We start from the raw sequence: 16,383 nt of genomic DNA on the forward strand, positions 1-16,383 counted from the left end.
CCCTCCCGTTAAGGAATGATTAACGGTCAGCGTCAGGAGTGTCGATACCGGCGATCCTGAACGGCTGTGGACAGTCAGCCCGCGAACTTCGCCATCTCTTCGTCGGAGATGTCCTCGTTGGAATAGACCATCGAGACATCGTCCTCGGCGTCCAGGGCGTCGAGCAGCCGCATCAGCGTCCCGACATGCTCGCCGGTCACAGGCACCTCGGTCTGGGGCTTCCAGACGATGGCGGTGGACTTTGCGTCGCCCAGGATCTTGGACATGGCCTCGGCGACCTCGTTCAGATCCTCGAAGGCGGTCCAGATCGTGTGACCCGGCGCGTCCTCGTAGATGTCGGGCTTCACCAGGTCGGATTCGACGTCCTGGGCGCCCGCCTCGATGGCGGCCTCCATGACGGCGTCCTCGCTCCCGGCCTCGGCGGCGTAGGTGATCTTGCCGACCTTGTCCCACATGAAGGCGACCGAGTTCATCTCACCCAGCGCCCCGCCGTTCTTCTTGAATGCCGTGCCGATGTTGGAGTTGGCGCGGTTGCGGTTGTCCGTCAGGGCCTCGACGATGATGCCGACCCCGCCGGGGCCCCGGCCCTCGTAGCGGACCTCCTCCATCGTATCGACGTCGCCGCCGGACGCCTTGTTGATGGCCCGCTGGATCACGTCCTTGGGCAGGCTCTCGGCCTTGGCGTTGTTGACCGCAAGGCGCAGACGCGGGTTCAGAGCGACATCGGGCATCCCCGATTTGGCCGCCACGGTGATGTCGCGCGACAGCTTGGAGAACAGTTTGGAGCGGGACGCATCGGCGCGTCCCTTGCGGTGCATGATGTTCTTGAACTTGGAATGGCCGGCCATTGTTATCTCTTCAGTGCGCTATCGCTCGACGCGCCCCCCGGTCCGATCTGCGATCGGCCGGAGGACAAGCTACGTCTTGCTACTTGAGCCCGGATCTCGCTGCTTGAGCGCGTTCCGTGCGTGGGTTGGGGCCGTCTAGCCCGCCCGCGCTGTTCTGTCACCAATCGGTCGCTGGAACCGGCGACCCTGCGGGGGATTAAGCCAGCCACCGACGGAGCTTGACCATGTCCGACAATCCCCTGCACGACGCCGACGCCTATCTCGAGGACGATCTCGACGACGCCGACATCGTCGAATGGTACGAAAGCCGTCCGGTGACGGTCTCGACCGCGGTAGCCACCGGCTCCATCGTCGCAGCCTTCGCCCTCGGCGTCCTCACCGCCGTCGGGGCCCTGGCCCTGCTGGGCTACATGGACGAGGACTGAGCCCCCTCTCGCTAAGCCGTCGCCCTCAGGTTCTCGGCCACGCCCCGCAGCACCGCCGGCAGCGGCTTGGGCCGGCGCGTCTCGGCGTCGACATAGACGTGCACGAAATAGCCGATGGCGGCCGGCTCGGCCACGCCACGACGGAAGACGGCGAAGCCGTATTTCACGCTCGACGTGCCGATATGGTCGACCTTGATCCCGACCTCGATGACATCCGGGAAGGCCAGCGACGAGGTGTAGCGGCAGCCTGAATCGACCACGAGGCCGATCGATTCCTTCAGCCCCCCGCCGATGATCAGGTGGGCGTTCACCGCCGAGTCGACGAACTCGTAGAATTTGGCGTTGTTGATGTGGCCGTACTGGTCGTTGTCCGCCCAGCGCGTCGAGACCGTATGATAGGCCTTGTAGGTCGCCCGGTCGGCCAGCGGCCCCTCGTCGCGTTTCGGCATTCTGTTTTCGTCCCTCGCAGCGCCGGCTTGATCGCCGATCCTGGTGCGACGCTCGGGCTTGGCCTCCGTCGCGTCAAGCGCCTATCGAGGGTCACCCGCGCGTTTCCGACGAGGCTGCTCATGACCCGGACCACCACCCGCGCCGCCGTCCTGCGCGCCATGGGCGCCGCCCGCCCCTATGCCGACAGCCGCCCGCTCTCGATCGAGACCGTGACCCTCGACCCGCCCGGCCCGGGGGAGGTCCGCGTCGCCATCAAGGCCGCGGGCCTGTGCCACTCCGACCTCTCGGTCATCAACGGCGACCGCCCCCGCCCCATGCCCATGGCCCTCGGACACGAGGCGGCGGGCGTGGTCGAGGCGCTCGGCGAAGGCGTCACCGACCTGGTCGTCGGCGACCATGTCGTCATGGTCTTCATGCCGTCGTGCGGTCACTGCAATCCGTGCGCGGAGGGTCGCCCCGCCCTGTGCGAACCCGGCGCCGCCGCCAATGGCAAGGGCGAGCTCCTGACCGGCGGCAGACGCATCCATCACCACGACGAAACCCTCAACCACCACCTCGGCTGTTCCGCCTTCGCCGAGCGCGCCGTGGTCTCGCGCCGCTCTCTGGTGAAGATCGACCCGGCCCTGTCCTTCGCCGAGGCCGCCCTGTTCGGCTGTGCGGTCCTGACCGGCGTCGGCGCGGTCGTGAACACGGCCCGGCTCAGGGCGGGCCAGAGCGCGGTCGTCGTGGGCCTGGGCGGCGTCGGTCTCGCCAGCGTGCTCGGCGCCCTGGCCTCCGGCGCCTCTCCGGTGATCGCCGTGGACCTGTCCGAGGACAAGCTGGCCCTCGCCCGCACCCTCGGTCCGGTCCAGACCGTCAATGCCGCCGATCCCGACGCTGTCGATCAGGTCCGCGCCCTGACCGGTGGCGGCGCCGACTTCGTGTTCGAGATGGCCGGCTCGGTCCGCGCCCTCGAAGCCGCCTGGACGATGACCCGGCGCGGCGGGACGACGATCACCGCCGGCCTCCCTCCGCCCGACGCCGCCCTGCCGGTCAATGTCGTCTCCCTGGTCGGAGAGGAGCGCACCCTGAAAGGCTCCTACATCGGGACCTGCGTGCCCGGCCGCGACATCCCCCGCTATGTCGCCCTCTACCGCCAGGGCCGCCTGCCCGTGGACCGGCTGATGAGCGGAACCATATCGCTCGACGACATCAACGCGGGCTTCGACCGGCTGCACGCCGGCGAGGTCGTCCGGCTGGTGGTGACCTTCTAGGTCTTCGGCGCCTCGACCGCGGGAGCCTCGACAGCCGGGGTCGCGGCCGCGGCCGCCGCCGCGATGACCGCGTCCTCGGCCTCGGCCGCCTCGACGGAATAGGTCGGATCCTTGCCCGTGTCGCAATAGTCGAAGAAGGCGGCGATCGCGCCCTTGCCCGACTCCTTGGCGACCAGCCGCATGTCCGCGCCGCTCAGGCCCACGTCGATGGCGCCGCTGGCCTTCAGGGCGGTGATCACCGGGTGGTCGGTCGGCGCGCTCGCACCTGGCTGGAAGGTGCCTGTCGCCGTGCCCGACGTCAGCACCGCCTCCTCTTCATGGCCCCAGGTCAGTGCGACGGTTTTCGACTGCGGCAGGCAGGACATGCCGAAGACGCTGACCCCCTCGGCCCAGTCGCCGTCGCCGAAGTCCAGGTCGCCCGACCCGCCGTGCGCCACGAAATGCCAGTCATAGGTCGCCGGCAGGGCGTCGCCCGAAGGCAGGGTCGCCTGACCGGCCGTCCGCTCGCCCTCTCCGCGACCGGCAGGCTGACAGGCGGCGAGCGCGAGCGCGATGGCAGCGGCGGAAACGATGCGGATCATTAAGGTCGTCTCTCGATCACCGTCCCCCCGACGGCAATCCAACCCTAGTCCTGCGATGGGCGCTTCGCCAAGGGCGTCACAATCGTCTAAGGCAGGGCTGGAGCGACACAAAGTCCTCAAAGGAAACCGACCCATAGCGACTGAACTCTACGACCTCACCGTTCCGCCATTCTCGCGCGGTCTGCGCGCCCTGTCCGGCCTGCTCGACAAGGCCGTCGCCCATGCCAAGGAAACGGGCGTCGATCCGGACTCCTGGCTGTCGCTGCGCATCATCGACGACATGAACCCCCTAGTGAAACAGGTCCAGACCGCCTGCGACAGCCCCAAGCTCTGCCTTGCCCGCCTGTCCGGCGTCACCGCCCCGGTCAACGACGACTCCGAAACCACCATCGCCGAACTGCAGCAGCGCATCGCCGACACCCTGGCCTATCTGGCCTCGGTGCCGCGCGACAAGGTCGACGGTCAGGAGGGCAAGGAAGTCACCCTGACCTTCCCCGGCGGCGAGGTGAAATTCCTCGGCCAGCCCTATGTCACCGGCTTCGCCATGCCGAACTTCTATTTCCATCTGACCACGGCCTACGACCTGCTGCGCGGCGCCGGCGTCCCGCTCGGCAAGCGCGACTACATGGGCGCCCCGACCTGATCCGTGCGCTTGCGTACAAAGGAACCTTTGCGGCCACCGGCTCTTTCGACACCGTCAGTTTGCGGAAGAGTTGGTGTCGCGTGGTCGTCAAACAGGTCAAGGGCCGGGGTCGGCACGCCATAGTCAGCGCCAACGACCGGTCACGTCCGGGCGGCTGGCTGTTCCGCCTCTACATGGCGTGGTTCTTCAGCGGCCTGAAGAAGCGCTAGACGCGCCCCAGCAGGGCCTCGACCTCGGCCCGCGTCGGCAGCGACGGCTGAGCCCCCGGCCGTGTTGCGGCCAGGGCCCCGGCGGCGCAGGCGAATGTCAGCGCGTCCTTCGGCTCCAGTCCGTCCAGCAGGGCCACGACGATCGCGCCCACGAAGGCGTCGCCCGCCCCCGTGGCGTCGACGGCGACGACCTCGGGCGGCGTGGCCCAGGCCATCCTGACGCCCCGGTGATACATCTCGGCCCCGCGGGCCCCCTGGGTGATCACCACCCGACCCCCGCCCCGGTGCAGCAGGTCGCCGTAGAATGCCGCCTCCCCCTCGTTGACGACGATCAGATCGCAGCGTTTCAGCAGCGCCTCCGACACCGGCGCGGCGGGCGCCAGATTGGCGCAGACGAACCCGACCGCCCGACCCACCGCCGCCTCGACCGTCTCGATCGGCAGCTCCAGCTGCACGATCAGCGGGCTTTCGATCCGCGCCGGCAGCTGTTCCGGCGTCACCAGAAGGTTCGCCCCCGCCGCCACCACGATCTGGTTTTCGCCCGACGGATCGACCGCGATCAGGGCCACCCCCGTCGGCGCCGCGATATCGACCGCCACCCCCGACAGATCGACGCCGAAGCTCTCCATCAGGGCCAGCGCCTCCTGCGCCATGGCGTCGTCGCCGACCCGGCCGATCAGGCTTGCTTCTGCTCCAAGCTTCTCGGCCGCCAGCGCCTGGTTCGCGCCCTTGCCGCCCGGATGCCGCGCCAGTGTCGCCCCCGTCACCGTCTCCCCCGCCGCCGGCAGCGACGGCGCCGAGGCCACCAGGTCCAGGTTGATCGAACCGACCACGATGATGTTCATGCGACCGCCCCCAACCGCTGCGTGATCAGGTCGAACACCCCCTGCCCGTCCGCCTCGACCGCCCACAGATGCCGGGCGCTCGCCGGATCGATGCGGAACTCCACCGCCGTATGGCCGCGCGTCAGATCGCTGCCGGTCTCGACCTCGATCCGGCACGGCTTCAGCCGGAACAGTTCGGGCTTGAGCAGCCAGGCCACCGTACACGGATCATGCAGGGGGGCGGCGTCCCAGCCGACGATGTCCCGCTCGATCCGTTGCGAGAACCGAACCATCATCGCCGCCGTCAGGGCCGGCCCCTTGCCGACCGCCTCCAGCGCCGCGATCCGCTCTTCCGTCCCCCGCACCTGATGCGTCGCGTCCAGCCCGAACACGACCATCTCGCAACCACTGGCGAAGACCTCCGCCGCCGCATCGGGGTCGGCCCAGATATTGAACTCGGCCGACGGGGTGATGTTGCCGCCCTCGGACCGCGCCCCGCCCATGACCACCACCGGCCCCAGCCGTTCGGCCAGTCGCGGCTCGGCCCTCAGCGCCAGCGCCACATTGGTCATCGGCCCCATGACCGCCAGCGCCACCGATTTCGGCTCGGCCGCCATCACGATCCGCACCATGGCCTCCACGGCCGAACCGTCCGCCGCCGGAGCATCGGGCTCCACCGCCTCGAGATCGCCCAGCCCCTCGGCCCCGTGGAATTCGCCCGCGCCGGCCGGTTCGCGCCTCAGGGGCCGCGCCGCGCCGGCGAACACCGGCACATCCTCCCGCCCGGCGACCTGGCGGATGATCCGCGCATTCCGCGTCGTGGTCTCGACCGGGACGTTCCCGCCCACGGTCGTGATCGCCCTGAGGTCCAGCTCCGGCGAGGCGAAGGCCAGCAACAACCCCACGGCGTCGTCCACGCCCGGGTCGCAGTCGATGATCAAACTCTGTCTTTTCACCCGCCCTGAATGCGGCCACGCGCGCATCCTCGCAACGAAAAAGGGCGCGCCGTCTCCGGCGCGCCCTCTGTCTCAGGCGATGAAGGCGGGTCCTACAGACCGACCACCCCGCCGTCGTCCTTGGTGATCACGATCGTCGCCGAGCGCGGGCGAGCGCCCGTGCCGCCGGTCTGGCTGGCGGGCCAGAACGAGGACGGCGTCGCGGCGGAGCCGTTCTCGCCCGGGTGCTGGATGTTGACGAAGATGGTCTTGCCGTCCGGCGTCGAGTCGATGCCGGTCAGTTCGCATTCCTTCGGCCCGACCAGGAAGCGGCGCAGGGTCATGCCCGGCGCCTTGCCGACGAAGGTCGACTGGGTGCGGGTCGCGCCGGTGGAGTCGGTGTTGGTGATGGTGAGGGCGCCGCCGTCGCCGACGGTGCCGGGCTGGGCCACCAGCATCATACAGTTGGTCTTGTCGGTGAAGGCGCCGTCGTCGGTCTGGATCCACAGCAGCGGATTGACCAGGCCCGAGGCGTTCTGCGGGCGGCCGAACCACAGGCCGTCCGGCGACGAGAAGTCGTTGGTCGCGTCCAGGCCCGACAGGTTGATATTGGCCGCGTTCAGGTCCGAGTCGGCGCCGAAGGCGTAGATGTCCCAGCGGAAGGTGGTCGCCTCGGAATTGTCGCCCGTCTCGCGCAGACGGATGATGTGGCCGTTCGGGTTGCCGAACTGGGCCGAGTTCGAAGCCCCCTTCGGGTCGTTGTAGTGGCGCGGATTGGCGGCATCGGTCCCGGTCAGCGGCCGCAGGGCCGCAGAATTGTTGGTCAGGGTCAGATAGACCTCGCCGTTCACCGGGTTGACCGCCGCCCACTCGGGACGGTCCATCTTGGTGGCGCCGACGGCGTCGGCGGCCAGACGGGCGTTGATCAGGACATCGGCCTGGCTGGCGAAGGCATAGGCCGGGTTGGCGGCCGTGACCGCACCCGTGCCAAACACCAGCGGCAGCCACACGCCGTTTCCGGTCGCGTCATAGCGGGCGACATAGAGGGTGCCGCTGTCCAGGTATTTGTCGCCGATCGACAGGCGGTCGGCGGCCGTCGCGTCGGCGGCGACCCAGGGGGTGGCCGAGACGAACTTGTAGAAATACTCGCCGCGCGAATCGTCGCCCATGTAGAAGACCGGACGGCGGCCGGCGACGAAGTTGGCCGGCCAGGCGCCCTCGTGGCCCATGCGACCGAGCGCCGTGCGCTTCCTCGGGGTCGAGGCGGCGTCATAGGGGTCGATCTCGACGACCCAGCCGTACTGGTTCGGCTCGTTTCGGAAGTCCGCGGTCGCGTCAGAGCCGGTGGCGGAGGCGTTCCACTTGGCGAAGACGGTCGAGCCCGGAACCGTCGGAACCACCGAGGCCCAGCCGTTGGCGCCGCCCGCGCCCTGGCTCACGCCGTAGCGGCTCAGGGCGACGACTTCCTTCGCCGTGCGGGCGGCGTTGTCCGTCGACGAGCGGCGGAAATAGCCGGCCCAGTTCTCTTCGCAGGTCAGGTAGGAGCCCCACGGCGTATAGCCGTTGGCGCAGTTGTTGACGGTGCCGCGACCGGCGACGCCGGTCGGCGAGAAGGCGGTGCGAACCTGGACATCGCCGCGCGCGGGACCGCGGATGTCCATGGGCGTGTTCGGGGTGATGCGGCGGTTGAAGGTCGAGTTCTGGACGTAGTTCCAGCTGCTCGTGCCCTTCAGGACCTCGATCACGGCCACGCCGTGGGCCTCGATCTCCTTGATGGCCTCGGCTTCCGGGCGGACGCCGCCGACCGAGGTGGGGCCGTTCGGGTGCAGATAGGCGGCCGAGATGTTCTCGTGATTCATGGCCAGCAGGCCGCGTGCCGATGCGTTATCGTCGCGCAGGCCGGTCGTCGCGCCGAGGCCGAAGAAATACAGCGCGTCGTGGTGGTCGCCGGCGCGCGAAGCGAAGTTCGCGTCCGTGCCGTTGTTGGCGTAGGCGGGCGTGGCGGCGTCGATCGGGTCGCCCAGGCGATACAGGACCGAGACCGAGTAGCCGGCCGGCACGGTGACGACGTCCAGCAGGCTCTTGGCGACGGCGTTGAAGCCCAGCACCGCCGGGCTGACCGTCACCGTCGTGTTGGCCGAGGCGATGATGCTGTTCGAGCCGGAGGCGTTGAACGAGAAAACCAGCGGCGTGGCCGCCGTCACGCTCGGTGCCGTGAAGGTGGCGTTGCTGGCGTTGGCGTTCGTCAGGACGACCGTCGGACCCGAGACCTGGGTCCACAGCACGCCGGTCGAACCGGTCGAGGTCCCCGTCAGGGTGACCGTCTTGCCCGAGGTCGTGGCGCCGTTGGAGCCGGCCGAGACCGTGGCGTCCGACTTCGGCTGCTCGCTGTCGTCGTTGCAGCCGGCCAGGCCGAACAGGGCGGCGACCGAGGCCATGCCGCCCATGATCGTGCGGCGCGACTGGCGCTCCTCGATGATCGAGCCGAAGGTCGGGTTGGACGAGGTGTTCAGTTCGACGTCGCCGTCGTCATGGCTGCCGGTCAGGTGGATTTCGGACATGGTTGCTCCCCGGAATGTCTGGGGACCAGCGGTAGCGTTCGTGCTTGTGAAGTTCGTGTCTGAAATATTGCCGTTTTATATTGCGAACACACCGGACAATACAACGCAGTTACAGTTTATCCGCGACCGGATCATGCGTCTGATCAGTCGATGCAGGCCCTGACGCAGGCTTTGGCCAGGATCTCTGCTGAATCGACAAGCGGAACAGACACATCGGCGGGGTCGAGCAACAGGGGAACCTCCGTACACCCCGCAATCACCGCATCGGCGCCCGCGACGTTGAGCGCCTCGGCCAGCCGCGCCATGGCCGCACGATTGTCCACACCCAAGTCGCCGCGCTTCACCCCATAGACGCAGGCCATGAAGGCGGCGCGGTCGTCGCCCTGCAAAACCACCGGCTTCACCCCGACCGCCGTCAAGGCCGCGACGTACAGAGCCTCGCCGCCCGGCGTCGCCAGAATGCCGATGGAGCGGGCGTCATATCCCTTGGCTGCCGCCACGGTCGCCGCGATCATGTCGATGAACGGCAGGCCGGCCGCCACGATGCCCGGCTTCTGCGCGTGGGCCGTGTTGCACGGCATGGCCAGAACCTGCGCCCCTGCCGCCTTCAGCCGCTCCGCCATCCGGCCCAGTTCCGCCTCGGCGTCCCCCGGTCGCGTATTCCGGTCCGGCACCTGGGGGTTCAGGTCCATAACGACCCGGATATGATCCGCGTCGCCCTGCGCCGGCGTCAGCGCCTGCACCCGCGCGAGGAACGCCACCGTCGCGGCGGGGCCCATGCCGCCAAGAACACCCAGAGTCTTCATCGCGCCGTCGTCTCCCCGATCTTGCCGGTCCCGATGTCCGGGACCGGATCCTGTGTGCCCGGGTCCGCCGGGCCAGTCCCGCCCGGAAGCCGGCCTCCCATCTGTTAGCGCCAAACCGGGAAAGCGCCAGCGCGGGTGGTCACAGCCCGTCGACACGGCCGGCCGTCACACCTCGGGACCGGCGAGGGTCCCTGCCGATCTTCGCATTTCGTCGCTATGCGACATTGAAATCCCCGTCGCGAGCGATAAGGTCGGTCTCGAACATCGGGGGGTGGTCATGACAACAACAAATACCGGGCGTGCGCCGGCCGCAGACCGCGTCTTTCCGGGCCTGGCCATCGCCATGGTGCTGATCGTGGTGGCCGGGTTTGCGGTCCAGCTGGCGACCGGGCGGTCCAGCTTCGACGCGCCGCTGATGGTCCACGCCCATGCCGTCGTCTTCATGGGCTGGCTGGTCATCTTCCTTCTCCAGAACCTTCTGATCGCCACGGGCCAGGTGCGCTGGCACCGGCCGCTGGGTTGGCTGGCGACCGTCTGGCTGGTCCCCATGCTGGTCCTGGGCTGGCTGGTCACCGAGGCCATGGTCCGTCAGGGCACTGTGCCCTTCTTCTTCCGGCCCCTGCAGTTCCTGGTCTTCGATCCCCTGTCGCTCGTCACCTTCGTCGGACTGACGATCGCGGCGGTTGCGCTTCGCCGGTCGACCGACTGGCACCGCCGCCTGCACTATTCCGCCATGGCCATCCTGATGGGACCGGGGGTCGGCAGGCTTCTGCCGCTCCCGCTGCTGCTCCCCTGGGCGTGGGAGGCGACCGCCGCCGTCACCCTGCTGTTTCCGGTCATAGGCATGATCATCGATCTGCGAAAAACCGGCCGGATTCACCCGGCCTGGGTCTGGGGCTTCGGTGTCCAGGTGGCGATGATCATCGCGATCGAGGCCATCACCTGGTCGCCGCTCGGCGCCGTCTTCTATGACGCGGTCGTCGCCGGCTCACCCGGGGCCGCCGTCGCGCCGCTGGACTTCCCGCCGCCGCCCCCGGCCGCTTAAGCCAGCATCCCGTCCAGTTCGCCCTGATAGCCGGCCAGGCCCTGCGCGCCGCCGGTGTGCAGGAACACCACCCGCTGCCCCTCGAACGTCCCGGCCCTGGCCAGGGCGATCAGCCCCTTCATCGCCTTGCCGGTATAGACGGGGTCCAGCAGGATCGCGTCGGTCCGCGCCGCCAGGACCAGGGCGTCCACGACGGCCTGATCGATCAGGCCGTAGCCCGCGCCGACATAGTCGCAGTTGGCCACCACCATCTCGTCCTTGACCCGATCGGGATGCCCGAGCAGGGCCGCCGTCTCCTTCGCCAGCTTCAGGACATTGGCTTCCTGCCTGTCCTTCGGCGCCCGCACCCCGATGCCCAGCACCGGAATGTCGGCCCCCAGCACCGCCAGACCGGCGACCAGACCGGCGTGGGTCCCTGCGCTGCCCGTCGCCGTCACGATCAGGTCGATGGCCAGATCCAGCTCGTCGGCCTGGACCACGATCTCGCGCGCGCAGTCGACGTAGCCGAGCGCCCCGATCGCGTTCGAGCCGCCGCCGGGGATGACATAGGACTTGCCACCGCGCGCCCGGATCTCCGCCGCCGTCTTCTCCAGCTCGGCCGGCATGTCCGATCCTCCGGGCACGGAGCGAATGACCGCACCGAACAGCCGGTCCATCAGGACATTGCCGTTATGGACATAGTCGACGGCCTTCGACCCGGTCCGCTCCTCCAGGATGACCTCGCACTTCAGACCCACGGCGGCTGCGGCCGCCGCCGTCTGGCGCACATGGTTCGACTGCACCGCGCCCTGGGTCACCAGGGTGTCGGCGTCCTGCTCGAAAGCGTCGCCCAGCAGGAACTCCAGCTTCCGCGTCTTGTTGCCGCCGCCGGCCAGGCCGGTGCAGTCGTCCCGCTTGATCCACAGGTCGATGCCCAGCGCCTCTGACAGACGCGGCAGGGGCTCCAGCGGCGTGGGCAGGTGCGCCAGGCGCAGGCGGGGAAAGCGGGCGAGATGCATTGGGGGGCTCCGGTGTGCTGGGCCCCTTCTAGACTCCTCAACCCGATTTGCCGAACTCAGTCCGCTGGAACGGCATCCAGCGCGTCCAGCATGATCCGGATCACCTGCTCCGGCGTCAGATCGTCGTGGTCGACCAGCCTGTCCAGGACAGCGCCCTGCATGGGAGTGATCACCGCACTGGCCATCGCCCAGCGCCCGAACTGACGGATGATGAGCGGCTCACGGCTCAGCAGGATCATGTCTCGGTGGCGAGGGTCGCTGTCCAGCTGCCGCAAAAGGCGGTCCAGCGCCGGGGCGGAACCTTCGATGACCTGGATGTACCGATTGCGGTGGGCTGCAAGGACCCCGGTCAGCCCGTCCCGGTCGTTGTTGCGTTGTGACTGGGCCAGGATCGTGGCCATGTTAAGCAGCGATCCGGTCGGAGTCGTGGCGGCGCTTGTGTAGATCAGCCGCTGCAGGATCGGTCCCATGGTGCCTTCTGACGTTCGCCGGATTTTGATACCCAGCCGGTTTCAGGTCCCGATTCCTAGCGCAAAGCCCGTCTTTGAAACTCTAATGGCGGGCGCTGTAGAATTACGTATCCGGGGCTGCGGGAATTTCGCCCTGCCGCTGGCTGGGCAGCACCTTCTCTCTTGCTTCTCAGCCCCCCCCCCTCGGGTGAGCCACCTTCATGGCTTCGACACCGAGGCCGGCTGCGACCGCAAGCTGGTCTGTCGCTGTTTCGAAGGGGTGGAGGGCGTGGTCGAGCGCCTCGCCGGCCGGGCCCGGATCGAGGGCGCGTTCGATGCGCTACGGGCCGCCTTCCCGGATTGAAGCCCGCGCCGGGCAGGCGTAAGGCTGTCTTCGTTCTCCGGGGGGTCGCACGCAGCGGCTGAGATTGGCGTATCCGCCTGACCCGTCGAACCTGATCCGGGTCATGCCGGCGAAGGGATGGGAATGTCTTTTCCATCCGTGCACCCCGGCGAAGGCCGGGATGCACGGTGGGAGGAGATGATCGAATCCCGCGTCGGCAGACCTCCATTGAGAGGCCGCCATGAACATTGCCGTCACCCCGCCCGTCACCCCCGAAGAGCCCAATGTGGATCTGGCGCTCAAGGACGCCCGTGACGAGGTCATGCGCGAGACCGGGACCATCCCGACCGGCGAGCGCGCCGGGTCGCACAAGGTCTATGCCTCAGGCGAGCTCTACCCCGACCTCCGCGTGCCTTTCCGCGAGGTGGCCCTGCACCCCTCGGCCAATGAGCCGCCGCTGACCATCTATGACTCGTCCGGCCCCTACACCGACCCGACCGTGACCATCGACATCAAGCGCGGCCTGCCGCTGGTCAAGTCCAGCTGGCAGCTCGACCGCGGCGACATCGCCCCCGTCCTCAACCCGCGCGAGGTCAAGCCCGAGGACAACGGCCACGCCAGCGGCAAGAACCTCGCCCCCCGTTTCGACACCTCGCACCACAAGGTCTTCAAGGGCGTCGAGGGCCGCCCGACGACCCAGTACGAATACGCCAAGGCCGGCATCATCACCCCCGAGATGGAATACGTCGCCATCCGCGAGAACCTGCGGCGCGAGCAGGTGGCGAGTGGCGAGTGGCGGGTGGCGAGCGAAGGCGGCTCTACCATCACCCTGCACGACGGCTCCACGATCCAGGCGATGTCGCCCGACTCCTCGCCACTCGCCACTCGCCACTCGTCACTGCGCGACGGCGAGAGCTTCGGCGCCAGTATCCCGGACTATGTGACCCCCGAATTCGTGCGCGACGAGATCGCGCGCGGCCGCGCCATCATCCCGCACAACATCAACCACCCCGAAGTCGAGCCGATGATCATCGGCCGCAACTTCCTGGTGAAGATCAACGCCAACATCGGCAACTCGGCCGTCCTGTCCTCCGTCGACGATGAAGTGGACAAGTTGGTCTGGGCCACCCGCTGGGGCGCCGACAACGTCATGGACCTGTCGACCGGCCGCAACATCCACAACATCCGCGACTGGATCATCCGCAACTCCAGCGTCCCCATCGGCACCGTGCCGATCTATCAGGCCTTGGAAAAGGTGAACGGCGTCGCCGAGGACCTGACCTGGGAGGTATTCCGCGACACCCTGATCGAACAGGCCGAACAGGGCGTCGACTATTTCACCATCCACGCCGGCGTCCGCCTGCCGTTCGTGCCGATGACCGCCAAACGCGTCACCGGCATCGTCTCACGCGGCGGCTCCATCATGGCGAAATGGTGCCTGTCGCATCACCGCGAGAGCTTCCTCTACGAGCATTTCGAGGACATCTGCGACATCATGCGGGCCTATGATGTCTCCTTCTCCTTGGGCGACGGCCTGCGCCCCGGCTCCATCGCCGACGCCAATGACGAGGCCCAGTTCGCCGAGCTGCGCACCCTCGGCGAACTGACCAAGATCGCCTGGGCCAAGGGCTGCCAGGTCATGATCGAGGGCCCCGGCCACGTGCCGATGCACAAGATCAAGGCCAATATGGATGAGCAGCTGAAACACTGCCACGAGGCGCCCTTCTATACGCTCGGGCCGCTGACCACCGACATCGCCCCCGGCTATGACCACATCACCTCGGCCATCGGCGCGGCCATGATCGGCTGGTTCGGCACGGCCATGCTCTGCTACGTCACGCCCAAGGAGCATCTGGGCCTGCCCGACCGTCAGGACGTCAAGGACGGCGTCATCACCTACAAGATCGCCGCCCACGCCGCCGACCTCGCGAAGGGCCACCCGGCCGCCCGCCTGCACGACGACGCCCTGTCGCGCGCGCGGTTCGAGTTCCGCTGGGAAGACCAGTTCAACCTCGGCCTCGACCCCGAAACCGCCCGCAAATACCACGACGCCACCCTGCCCAAGGAGGCCCATAAGACCGCGCACTTCTGTTCGATGTGCGGGCCGAAATTCTGCTCGATGAAGATCAGCCAGGATATCCGGAGGGATGCGGCGGCGCAGAATGATGCGGGGGGTTCGCTGGCGGATGAGGCCGAGAAGGGGATGGCCGAGATGTCGGCGAAGTTCCGGGCGGGGGGGAGTGTGGTGGAGGTGAAGGTGTGAGGGCCATTGTCACCCTCCATCAATTCTCGAGCGAACTAAAAAGGAATGTATGCGTCCGCTATCTCTAGCAAAGTCGCTCGATTAGGACGGCTTGAATGATTTATGGCATCTCTAATTCTGTCTATCATTCTAAAATCTTGAGACAACAAATCTAGGCATTCTTTGAATGTCTTCTCGTTGTAGGCTTTAGTGCTTGCTCGATTGTTAATGAAATTTTCCATAAGATCTCTCGCGTCTCTCTCTTTTGAGACAGGTGATGAGATTCTGATATTTTGGGAGTTTTGATGCTCGAGAAGCTCTACCCGCTCTAATAATTGAGATACCAGCTGATCCTTGGGGTCACCACTCTTGTTAATTTGTATTGTTCCAAGAGCCTGGGTGAAGGGATTTGATACCTCATATCCATCTTCTATTACGTGCTCAATTTCGCTGCTAATCTTCAGGCACAGATCGTTCATCGAAGAATAGTCCGACAAATCGTAAAAATGCGTCAAATGCGGAGCAGTGTCGAAAGGGAGTTTAGTGTCGAGTTGAGCGATATGTATTATGGGTTTTCGCAGAGAATGCCGGACTCCCATCTCATACAACACATTCGGATTCAGACCCGTCATATCGGCTACGCACACGTCAGCTTCAGATAGCGCGCGGAATATATTTGTACCGATCATTGACGAGCCGATCATTAGGTCCGCTCGGTCTGCACGTAGGTTGCTGGCCTCGGCGGCTGGCTTAATCACATAGTGAAATGCCCAGTCGGCTCTCTGCCTCTCCTGAGTGCCTGTTTCGCCGATCGGCGTGATGAAGAAGCATGTCTTCGTCGGCTCACCTTGTAGAGATTTGGCCATTTTATCGTCCATTGATCTGCCGTGCTTTGATGGCAGGGCGATATCGAAGCCACAACCCTTGCTGGTCCGAACGGGGCCGGGAAGGCCCCCTTTCATCAACCGCTTCCTGCGTCAGCGGGCGGAGGCGTTCCGGTTCGTGAACCCGACGCACGAAAGGGTGAGGGTCTGGCCTTCGCCAGAAAGCGCGACTCCCGCTACGCTATTTCGAGATAGGTTGGAATCTCGATGGTTCATAGAATCGTAGCCGAGCTTCGTCGGTCAATCGACCACGATGTTGACGTCACAGACCGCGAGTCCATCACGGTCTGGCTAATGCGCATGTCGGGCGGGTACAAACTCGAGCTTTATCATCCGCGCACGGGAAAGATCGCCTACGAAGGAATCGGCTTTCAAGGTTCTCCCGAGTTGGTTTTCGATCAGTACGTGTCACACGTAGTCGAAGATTTGGTCGAACATCACGTCCGCTACACAGAAGCAAATCTTTCGGCCGTGCCGATAGCTCAGCGCGAGCGGGCAGCTCTTGAGATGGAGTCCGCCATACTCGGGGCGCGTGCAAAGCTCCGAAATCGAGCTGCTGATATCAAGGGAAGATTGCTTGGAGACGGTTTCACTCGGCCGGTGCCAGTGCCATTGCGGAGCGCTCTGGAACCGATCGACGTGCATGGAAGGGTCCACGGAGCGCTGACGGAGCTAAAGGAACGCGATAGGGCGGATCGGCCGCTTTTTGGGTGGCTCGAACGGTTCGCTAAATCCAATCCTGCACTTTCCAACCTGATGAGTTTTCTCATTGGAACTGTGGTGGCCGTGATCGGCATGTGGCTCGGAAGGCAATAGTCCGCTCCTCGCCGGTCCGAACGGGGCCGGGAAGCCCCCCTTCATCAACCGCTTCCTGCGTCAGCGGGCGG

18 protein-coding genes and 1 riboswitch are annotated in these 16,383 nt (G+C 66.5%); of the genes, 8 read left to right on the forward strand and 10 right to left on the reverse strand.

The window, feature by feature from the left end:
- Nucleotides 1-74: 74 nt before the first annotated feature.
- Nucleotides 75-848 carry a YebC/PmpR family DNA-binding transcriptional regulator gene (locus ACP7AB_RS06900; protein ID WP_303694213.1) on the reverse strand — a complete coding sequence of 258 codons (774 nt, stop codon included), beginning with the start codon at nt 846-848 and terminating at the stop codon, nt 75-77.
- Between the two features lie 224 nt (nt 849-1,072).
- Here ACP7AB_RS06900 and ACP7AB_RS06905 point away from each other — a divergent pair, with 224 nt between their 5' ends.
- Nucleotides 1,073-1,273 carry a hypothetical protein gene (locus tag ACP7AB_RS06905; protein WP_425988901.1) on the forward strand — a complete coding sequence of 67 codons (201 nt, stop codon included), beginning with the start codon at nt 1,073-1,075 and terminating at the stop codon, nt 1,271-1,273.
- An 11-nt stretch (nt 1,274-1,284) separates the two neighbouring features.
- Here the strand turns inward: ACP7AB_RS06905 and ACP7AB_RS06910 are convergent, their stop codons facing one another.
- The gene (locus ACP7AB_RS06910; RefSeq protein WP_425988904.1) at nt 1,285-1,722 is read right to left on the reverse strand and encodes an acyl-CoA thioesterase; all 438 of its coding nucleotides are present in this window, start codon (nt 1,720-1,722) and stop codon (nt 1,285-1,287) included.
- Nucleotides 1,723-1,842: 120 nt separating this feature from the next.
- Between ACP7AB_RS06910 and ACP7AB_RS06915 the strand changes: the two genes are divergently transcribed.
- Nucleotides 1,843-2,976, forward strand: a complete 1,134-nt coding sequence (locus ACP7AB_RS06915) for a zinc-dependent alcohol dehydrogenase family protein (RefSeq protein WP_425988906.1) — start codon at nt 1,843-1,845, stop codon at nt 2,974-2,976.
- Here the strand turns inward: ACP7AB_RS06915 and ACP7AB_RS06920 are convergent.
- On the reverse strand, nt 2,973-3,557 hold the full coding sequence (locus tag ACP7AB_RS06920) for a hypothetical protein (RefSeq protein ID WP_425988909.1): 585 nt from the start codon (nt 3,555-3,557) through the stop codon (nt 2,973-2,975). The genes ACP7AB_RS06915 and ACP7AB_RS06920 overlap by 4 nt on opposite strands.
- Nucleotides 3,558-3,612: 55 nt before the next feature.
- Here ACP7AB_RS06920 and ACP7AB_RS06925 point away from each other — a divergent pair, with 55 nt between their 5' ends.
- The gene (locus tag ACP7AB_RS06925; RefSeq protein WP_425988912.1) at nt 3,613-4,200 is read left to right on the forward strand and encodes a DUF1993 domain-containing protein; all 588 of its coding nucleotides are present in this window, start codon (nt 3,613-3,615) and stop codon (nt 4,198-4,200) included.
- Between the two features lie 80 nt (nt 4,201-4,280).
- Complete coding sequence (locus ACP7AB_RS06930; RefSeq protein ID WP_425988915.1) at nt 4,281-4,409, forward strand: hypothetical protein; 129 nt, start codon at nt 4,281-4,283, stop codon at nt 4,407-4,409.
- Here ACP7AB_RS06930 and ACP7AB_RS06935 read toward each other — a convergent pair.
- From ACP7AB_RS06935 to ACP7AB_RS06950, 4 genes are all read right to left on the reverse strand, one after another.
- Nucleotides 4,406-5,254, reverse strand: coding sequence for a ribokinase (locus ACP7AB_RS06935; protein ID WP_425988918.1), 849 nt, complete (start codon nt 5,252-5,254; stop codon nt 4,406-4,408). The two genes, ACP7AB_RS06930 and ACP7AB_RS06935, sit on opposite strands and share 4 nt — an antisense overlap.
- A complete protein-coding gene (locus tag ACP7AB_RS06940) occupies nt 5,251-6,174 on the reverse strand; it encodes a nucleoside hydrolase (RefSeq protein WP_425988920.1) in 924 nt (307 codons plus the stop codon). Before ACP7AB_RS06940 ends, ACP7AB_RS06935 begins: the two co-directional genes overlap by 4 nt.
- 107 nt (nt 6,175-6,281) lie before the next feature.
- Complete coding sequence (locus tag ACP7AB_RS06945) at nt 6,282-8,729, reverse strand: alkaline phosphatase PhoX (protein ID WP_425988923.1); 2,448 nt, start codon at nt 8,727-8,729, stop codon at nt 6,282-6,284.
- Nucleotides 8,730-8,872: 143 nt separating this feature from the next.
- Nucleotides 8,873-9,535 (reverse strand): aspartate/glutamate racemase family protein, encoded by a 663-nt coding sequence (locus ACP7AB_RS06950; protein WP_425988926.1) that lies wholly within the window; start codon nt 9,533-9,535, stop codon nt 8,873-8,875.
- Nucleotides 9,536-9,812: 277 nt separating this feature from the next.
- On the opposite strand from ACP7AB_RS06950, the gene ACP7AB_RS06955 reads away from it, so the two are divergent.
- Nucleotides 9,813-10,580 (forward strand): hypothetical protein, encoded by a 768-nt coding sequence (locus tag ACP7AB_RS06955; protein WP_425988928.1) that lies wholly within the window; start codon nt 9,813-9,815, stop codon nt 10,578-10,580.
- Here the strand turns inward: ACP7AB_RS06955 and ACP7AB_RS06960 are convergent.
- Nucleotides 10,577-11,578, reverse strand: coding sequence for a D-cysteine desulfhydrase (locus ACP7AB_RS06960; protein ID WP_425988931.1), 1,002 nt, complete (start codon nt 11,576-11,578; stop codon nt 10,577-10,579). The genes ACP7AB_RS06955 and ACP7AB_RS06960 overlap by 4 nt on opposite strands.
- Before the next feature lie 56 nt (nt 11,579-11,634).
- On the reverse strand, nt 11,635-12,048 hold the full coding sequence (locus ACP7AB_RS06965; protein ID WP_425988934.1) for a BLUF domain-containing protein: 414 nt from the start codon (nt 12,046-12,048) through the stop codon (nt 11,635-11,637).
- 187 nt (nt 12,049-12,235) lie between these two features.
- Between ACP7AB_RS06965 and ACP7AB_RS06970 the strand changes: the two genes are divergently transcribed.
- Both ACP7AB_RS06970 and thiC read left to right on the forward strand, forming a co-directional pair.
- Nucleotides 12,236-12,391: a hypothetical protein gene (locus ACP7AB_RS06970; protein WP_425988937.1), complete on the forward strand. Its 156-nt coding sequence runs from the start codon at nt 12,236-12,238 to the stop codon at nt 12,389-12,391.
- 28 nt (nt 12,392-12,419) lie between these two features.
- Nucleotides 12,420-12,527, forward strand: a riboswitch (TPP riboswitch).
- An 84-nt stretch (nt 12,528-12,611) separates the two neighbouring features.
- Entirely contained in the window at nt 12,612-14,633 is a 2,022-nt protein-coding gene (gene thiC / locus ACP7AB_RS06975) for a phosphomethylpyrimidine synthase ThiC (RefSeq protein WP_425988940.1), read from the forward strand.
- A gap of 35 nt (nt 14,634-14,668) precedes the next feature.
- Here thiC and ACP7AB_RS06980 read toward each other — a convergent pair whose 3' ends face one another.
- Nucleotides 14,669-15,574 (reverse strand): hypothetical protein, encoded by a 906-nt coding sequence (locus ACP7AB_RS06980; RefSeq protein WP_425988942.1) that lies wholly within the window; start codon nt 15,572-15,574, stop codon nt 14,669-14,671.
- 129 nt (nt 15,575-15,703) lie between these two features.
- Here ACP7AB_RS06980 and ACP7AB_RS06985 point away from each other — a divergent pair, with 129 nt between their 5' ends.
- Nucleotides 15,704-16,312 carry a hypothetical protein gene (locus tag ACP7AB_RS06985; protein ID WP_425988944.1) on the forward strand — a complete coding sequence of 203 codons (609 nt, stop codon included), beginning with the start codon at nt 15,704-15,706 and terminating at the stop codon, nt 16,310-16,312.
- Nucleotides 16,313-16,383: the final 71 nt, after the last annotated feature.

This window comes from Brevundimonas sp. TWP3-1-2b1 (assembly GCF_049896165.1).
GTDB classification, from domain to species: domain Bacteria; phylum Pseudomonadota; class Alphaproteobacteria; order Caulobacterales; family Caulobacteraceae; genus Brevundimonas; species Brevundimonas subvibrioides_B.

What these genes read in the sequence shown, in the direction of transcription:
- ACP7AB_RS06935 (WP_425988918.1), bottom strand. Translation starts at nt 5,254, where the DNA reads ATGAACATCATCGTGGTCGGTTCGATCAACCTGGACCTGGTGGCCTCG.
- thiC (WP_425988940.1), top strand. Translation starts at nt 12,612, where the DNA reads ATGAACATTGCCGTCACCCCGCCCGTCACCCCCGAAGAGCCCAATGTG.
- ACP7AB_RS06950 (WP_425988926.1), bottom strand. Translation starts at nt 9,535, where the DNA reads ATGAAGACTCTGGGTGTTCTTGGCGGCATGGGCCCCGCCGCGACGGTG.
- ACP7AB_RS06965 (WP_425988934.1), bottom strand. Translation starts at nt 12,048, where the DNA reads ATGGGACCGATCCTGCAGCGGCTGATCTACACAAGCGCCGCCACGACT.
- ACP7AB_RS06980 (WP_425988942.1), bottom strand. Translation starts at nt 15,574, where the DNA reads ATGAAAGGGGGCCTTCCCGGCCCCGTTCGGACCAGCAAGGGTTGTGGC.
- ACP7AB_RS06915 (WP_425988906.1), top strand. Translation starts at nt 1,843, where the DNA reads ATGACCCGGACCACCACCCGCGCCGCCGTCCTGCGCGCCATGGGCGCC.
- ACP7AB_RS06900 (WP_303694213.1), bottom strand. Translation starts at nt 848, where the DNA reads ATGGCCGGCCATTCCAAGTTCAAGAACATCATGCACCGCAAGGGACGC.
- ACP7AB_RS06985 (WP_425988944.1), top strand. Translation starts at nt 15,704, where the DNA reads ATGGTTCATAGAATCGTAGCCGAGCTTCGTCGGTCAATCGACCACGAT.
- ACP7AB_RS06920 (WP_425988909.1), bottom strand. Translation starts at nt 3,557, where the DNA reads ATGATCCGCATCGTTTCCGCCGCTGCCATCGCGCTCGCGCTCGCCGCC.
- ACP7AB_RS06960 (WP_425988931.1), bottom strand. Translation starts at nt 11,578, where the DNA reads ATGCATCTCGCCCGCTTTCCCCGCCTGCGCCTGGCGCACCTGCCCACG.
- ACP7AB_RS06905 (WP_425988901.1), top strand. Translation starts at nt 1,073, where the DNA reads ATGTCCGACAATCCCCTGCACGACGCCGACGCCTATCTCGAGGACGAT.
- ACP7AB_RS06925 (WP_425988912.1), top strand. Translation starts at nt 3,613, where the DNA reads ATGGGCGCTTCGCCAAGGGCGTCACAATCGTCTAAGGCAGGGCTGGAG.
- ACP7AB_RS06945 (WP_425988923.1), bottom strand. Translation starts at nt 8,729, where the DNA reads ATGTCCGAAATCCACCTGACCGGCAGCCATGACGACGGCGACGTCGAA.
- ACP7AB_RS06910 (WP_425988904.1), bottom strand. Translation starts at nt 1,722, where the DNA reads ATGCCGAAACGCGACGAGGGGCCGCTGGCCGACCGGGCGACCTACAAG.
- ACP7AB_RS06955 (WP_425988928.1), top strand. Translation starts at nt 9,813, where the DNA reads ATGACAACAACAAATACCGGGCGTGCGCCGGCCGCAGACCGCGTCTTT.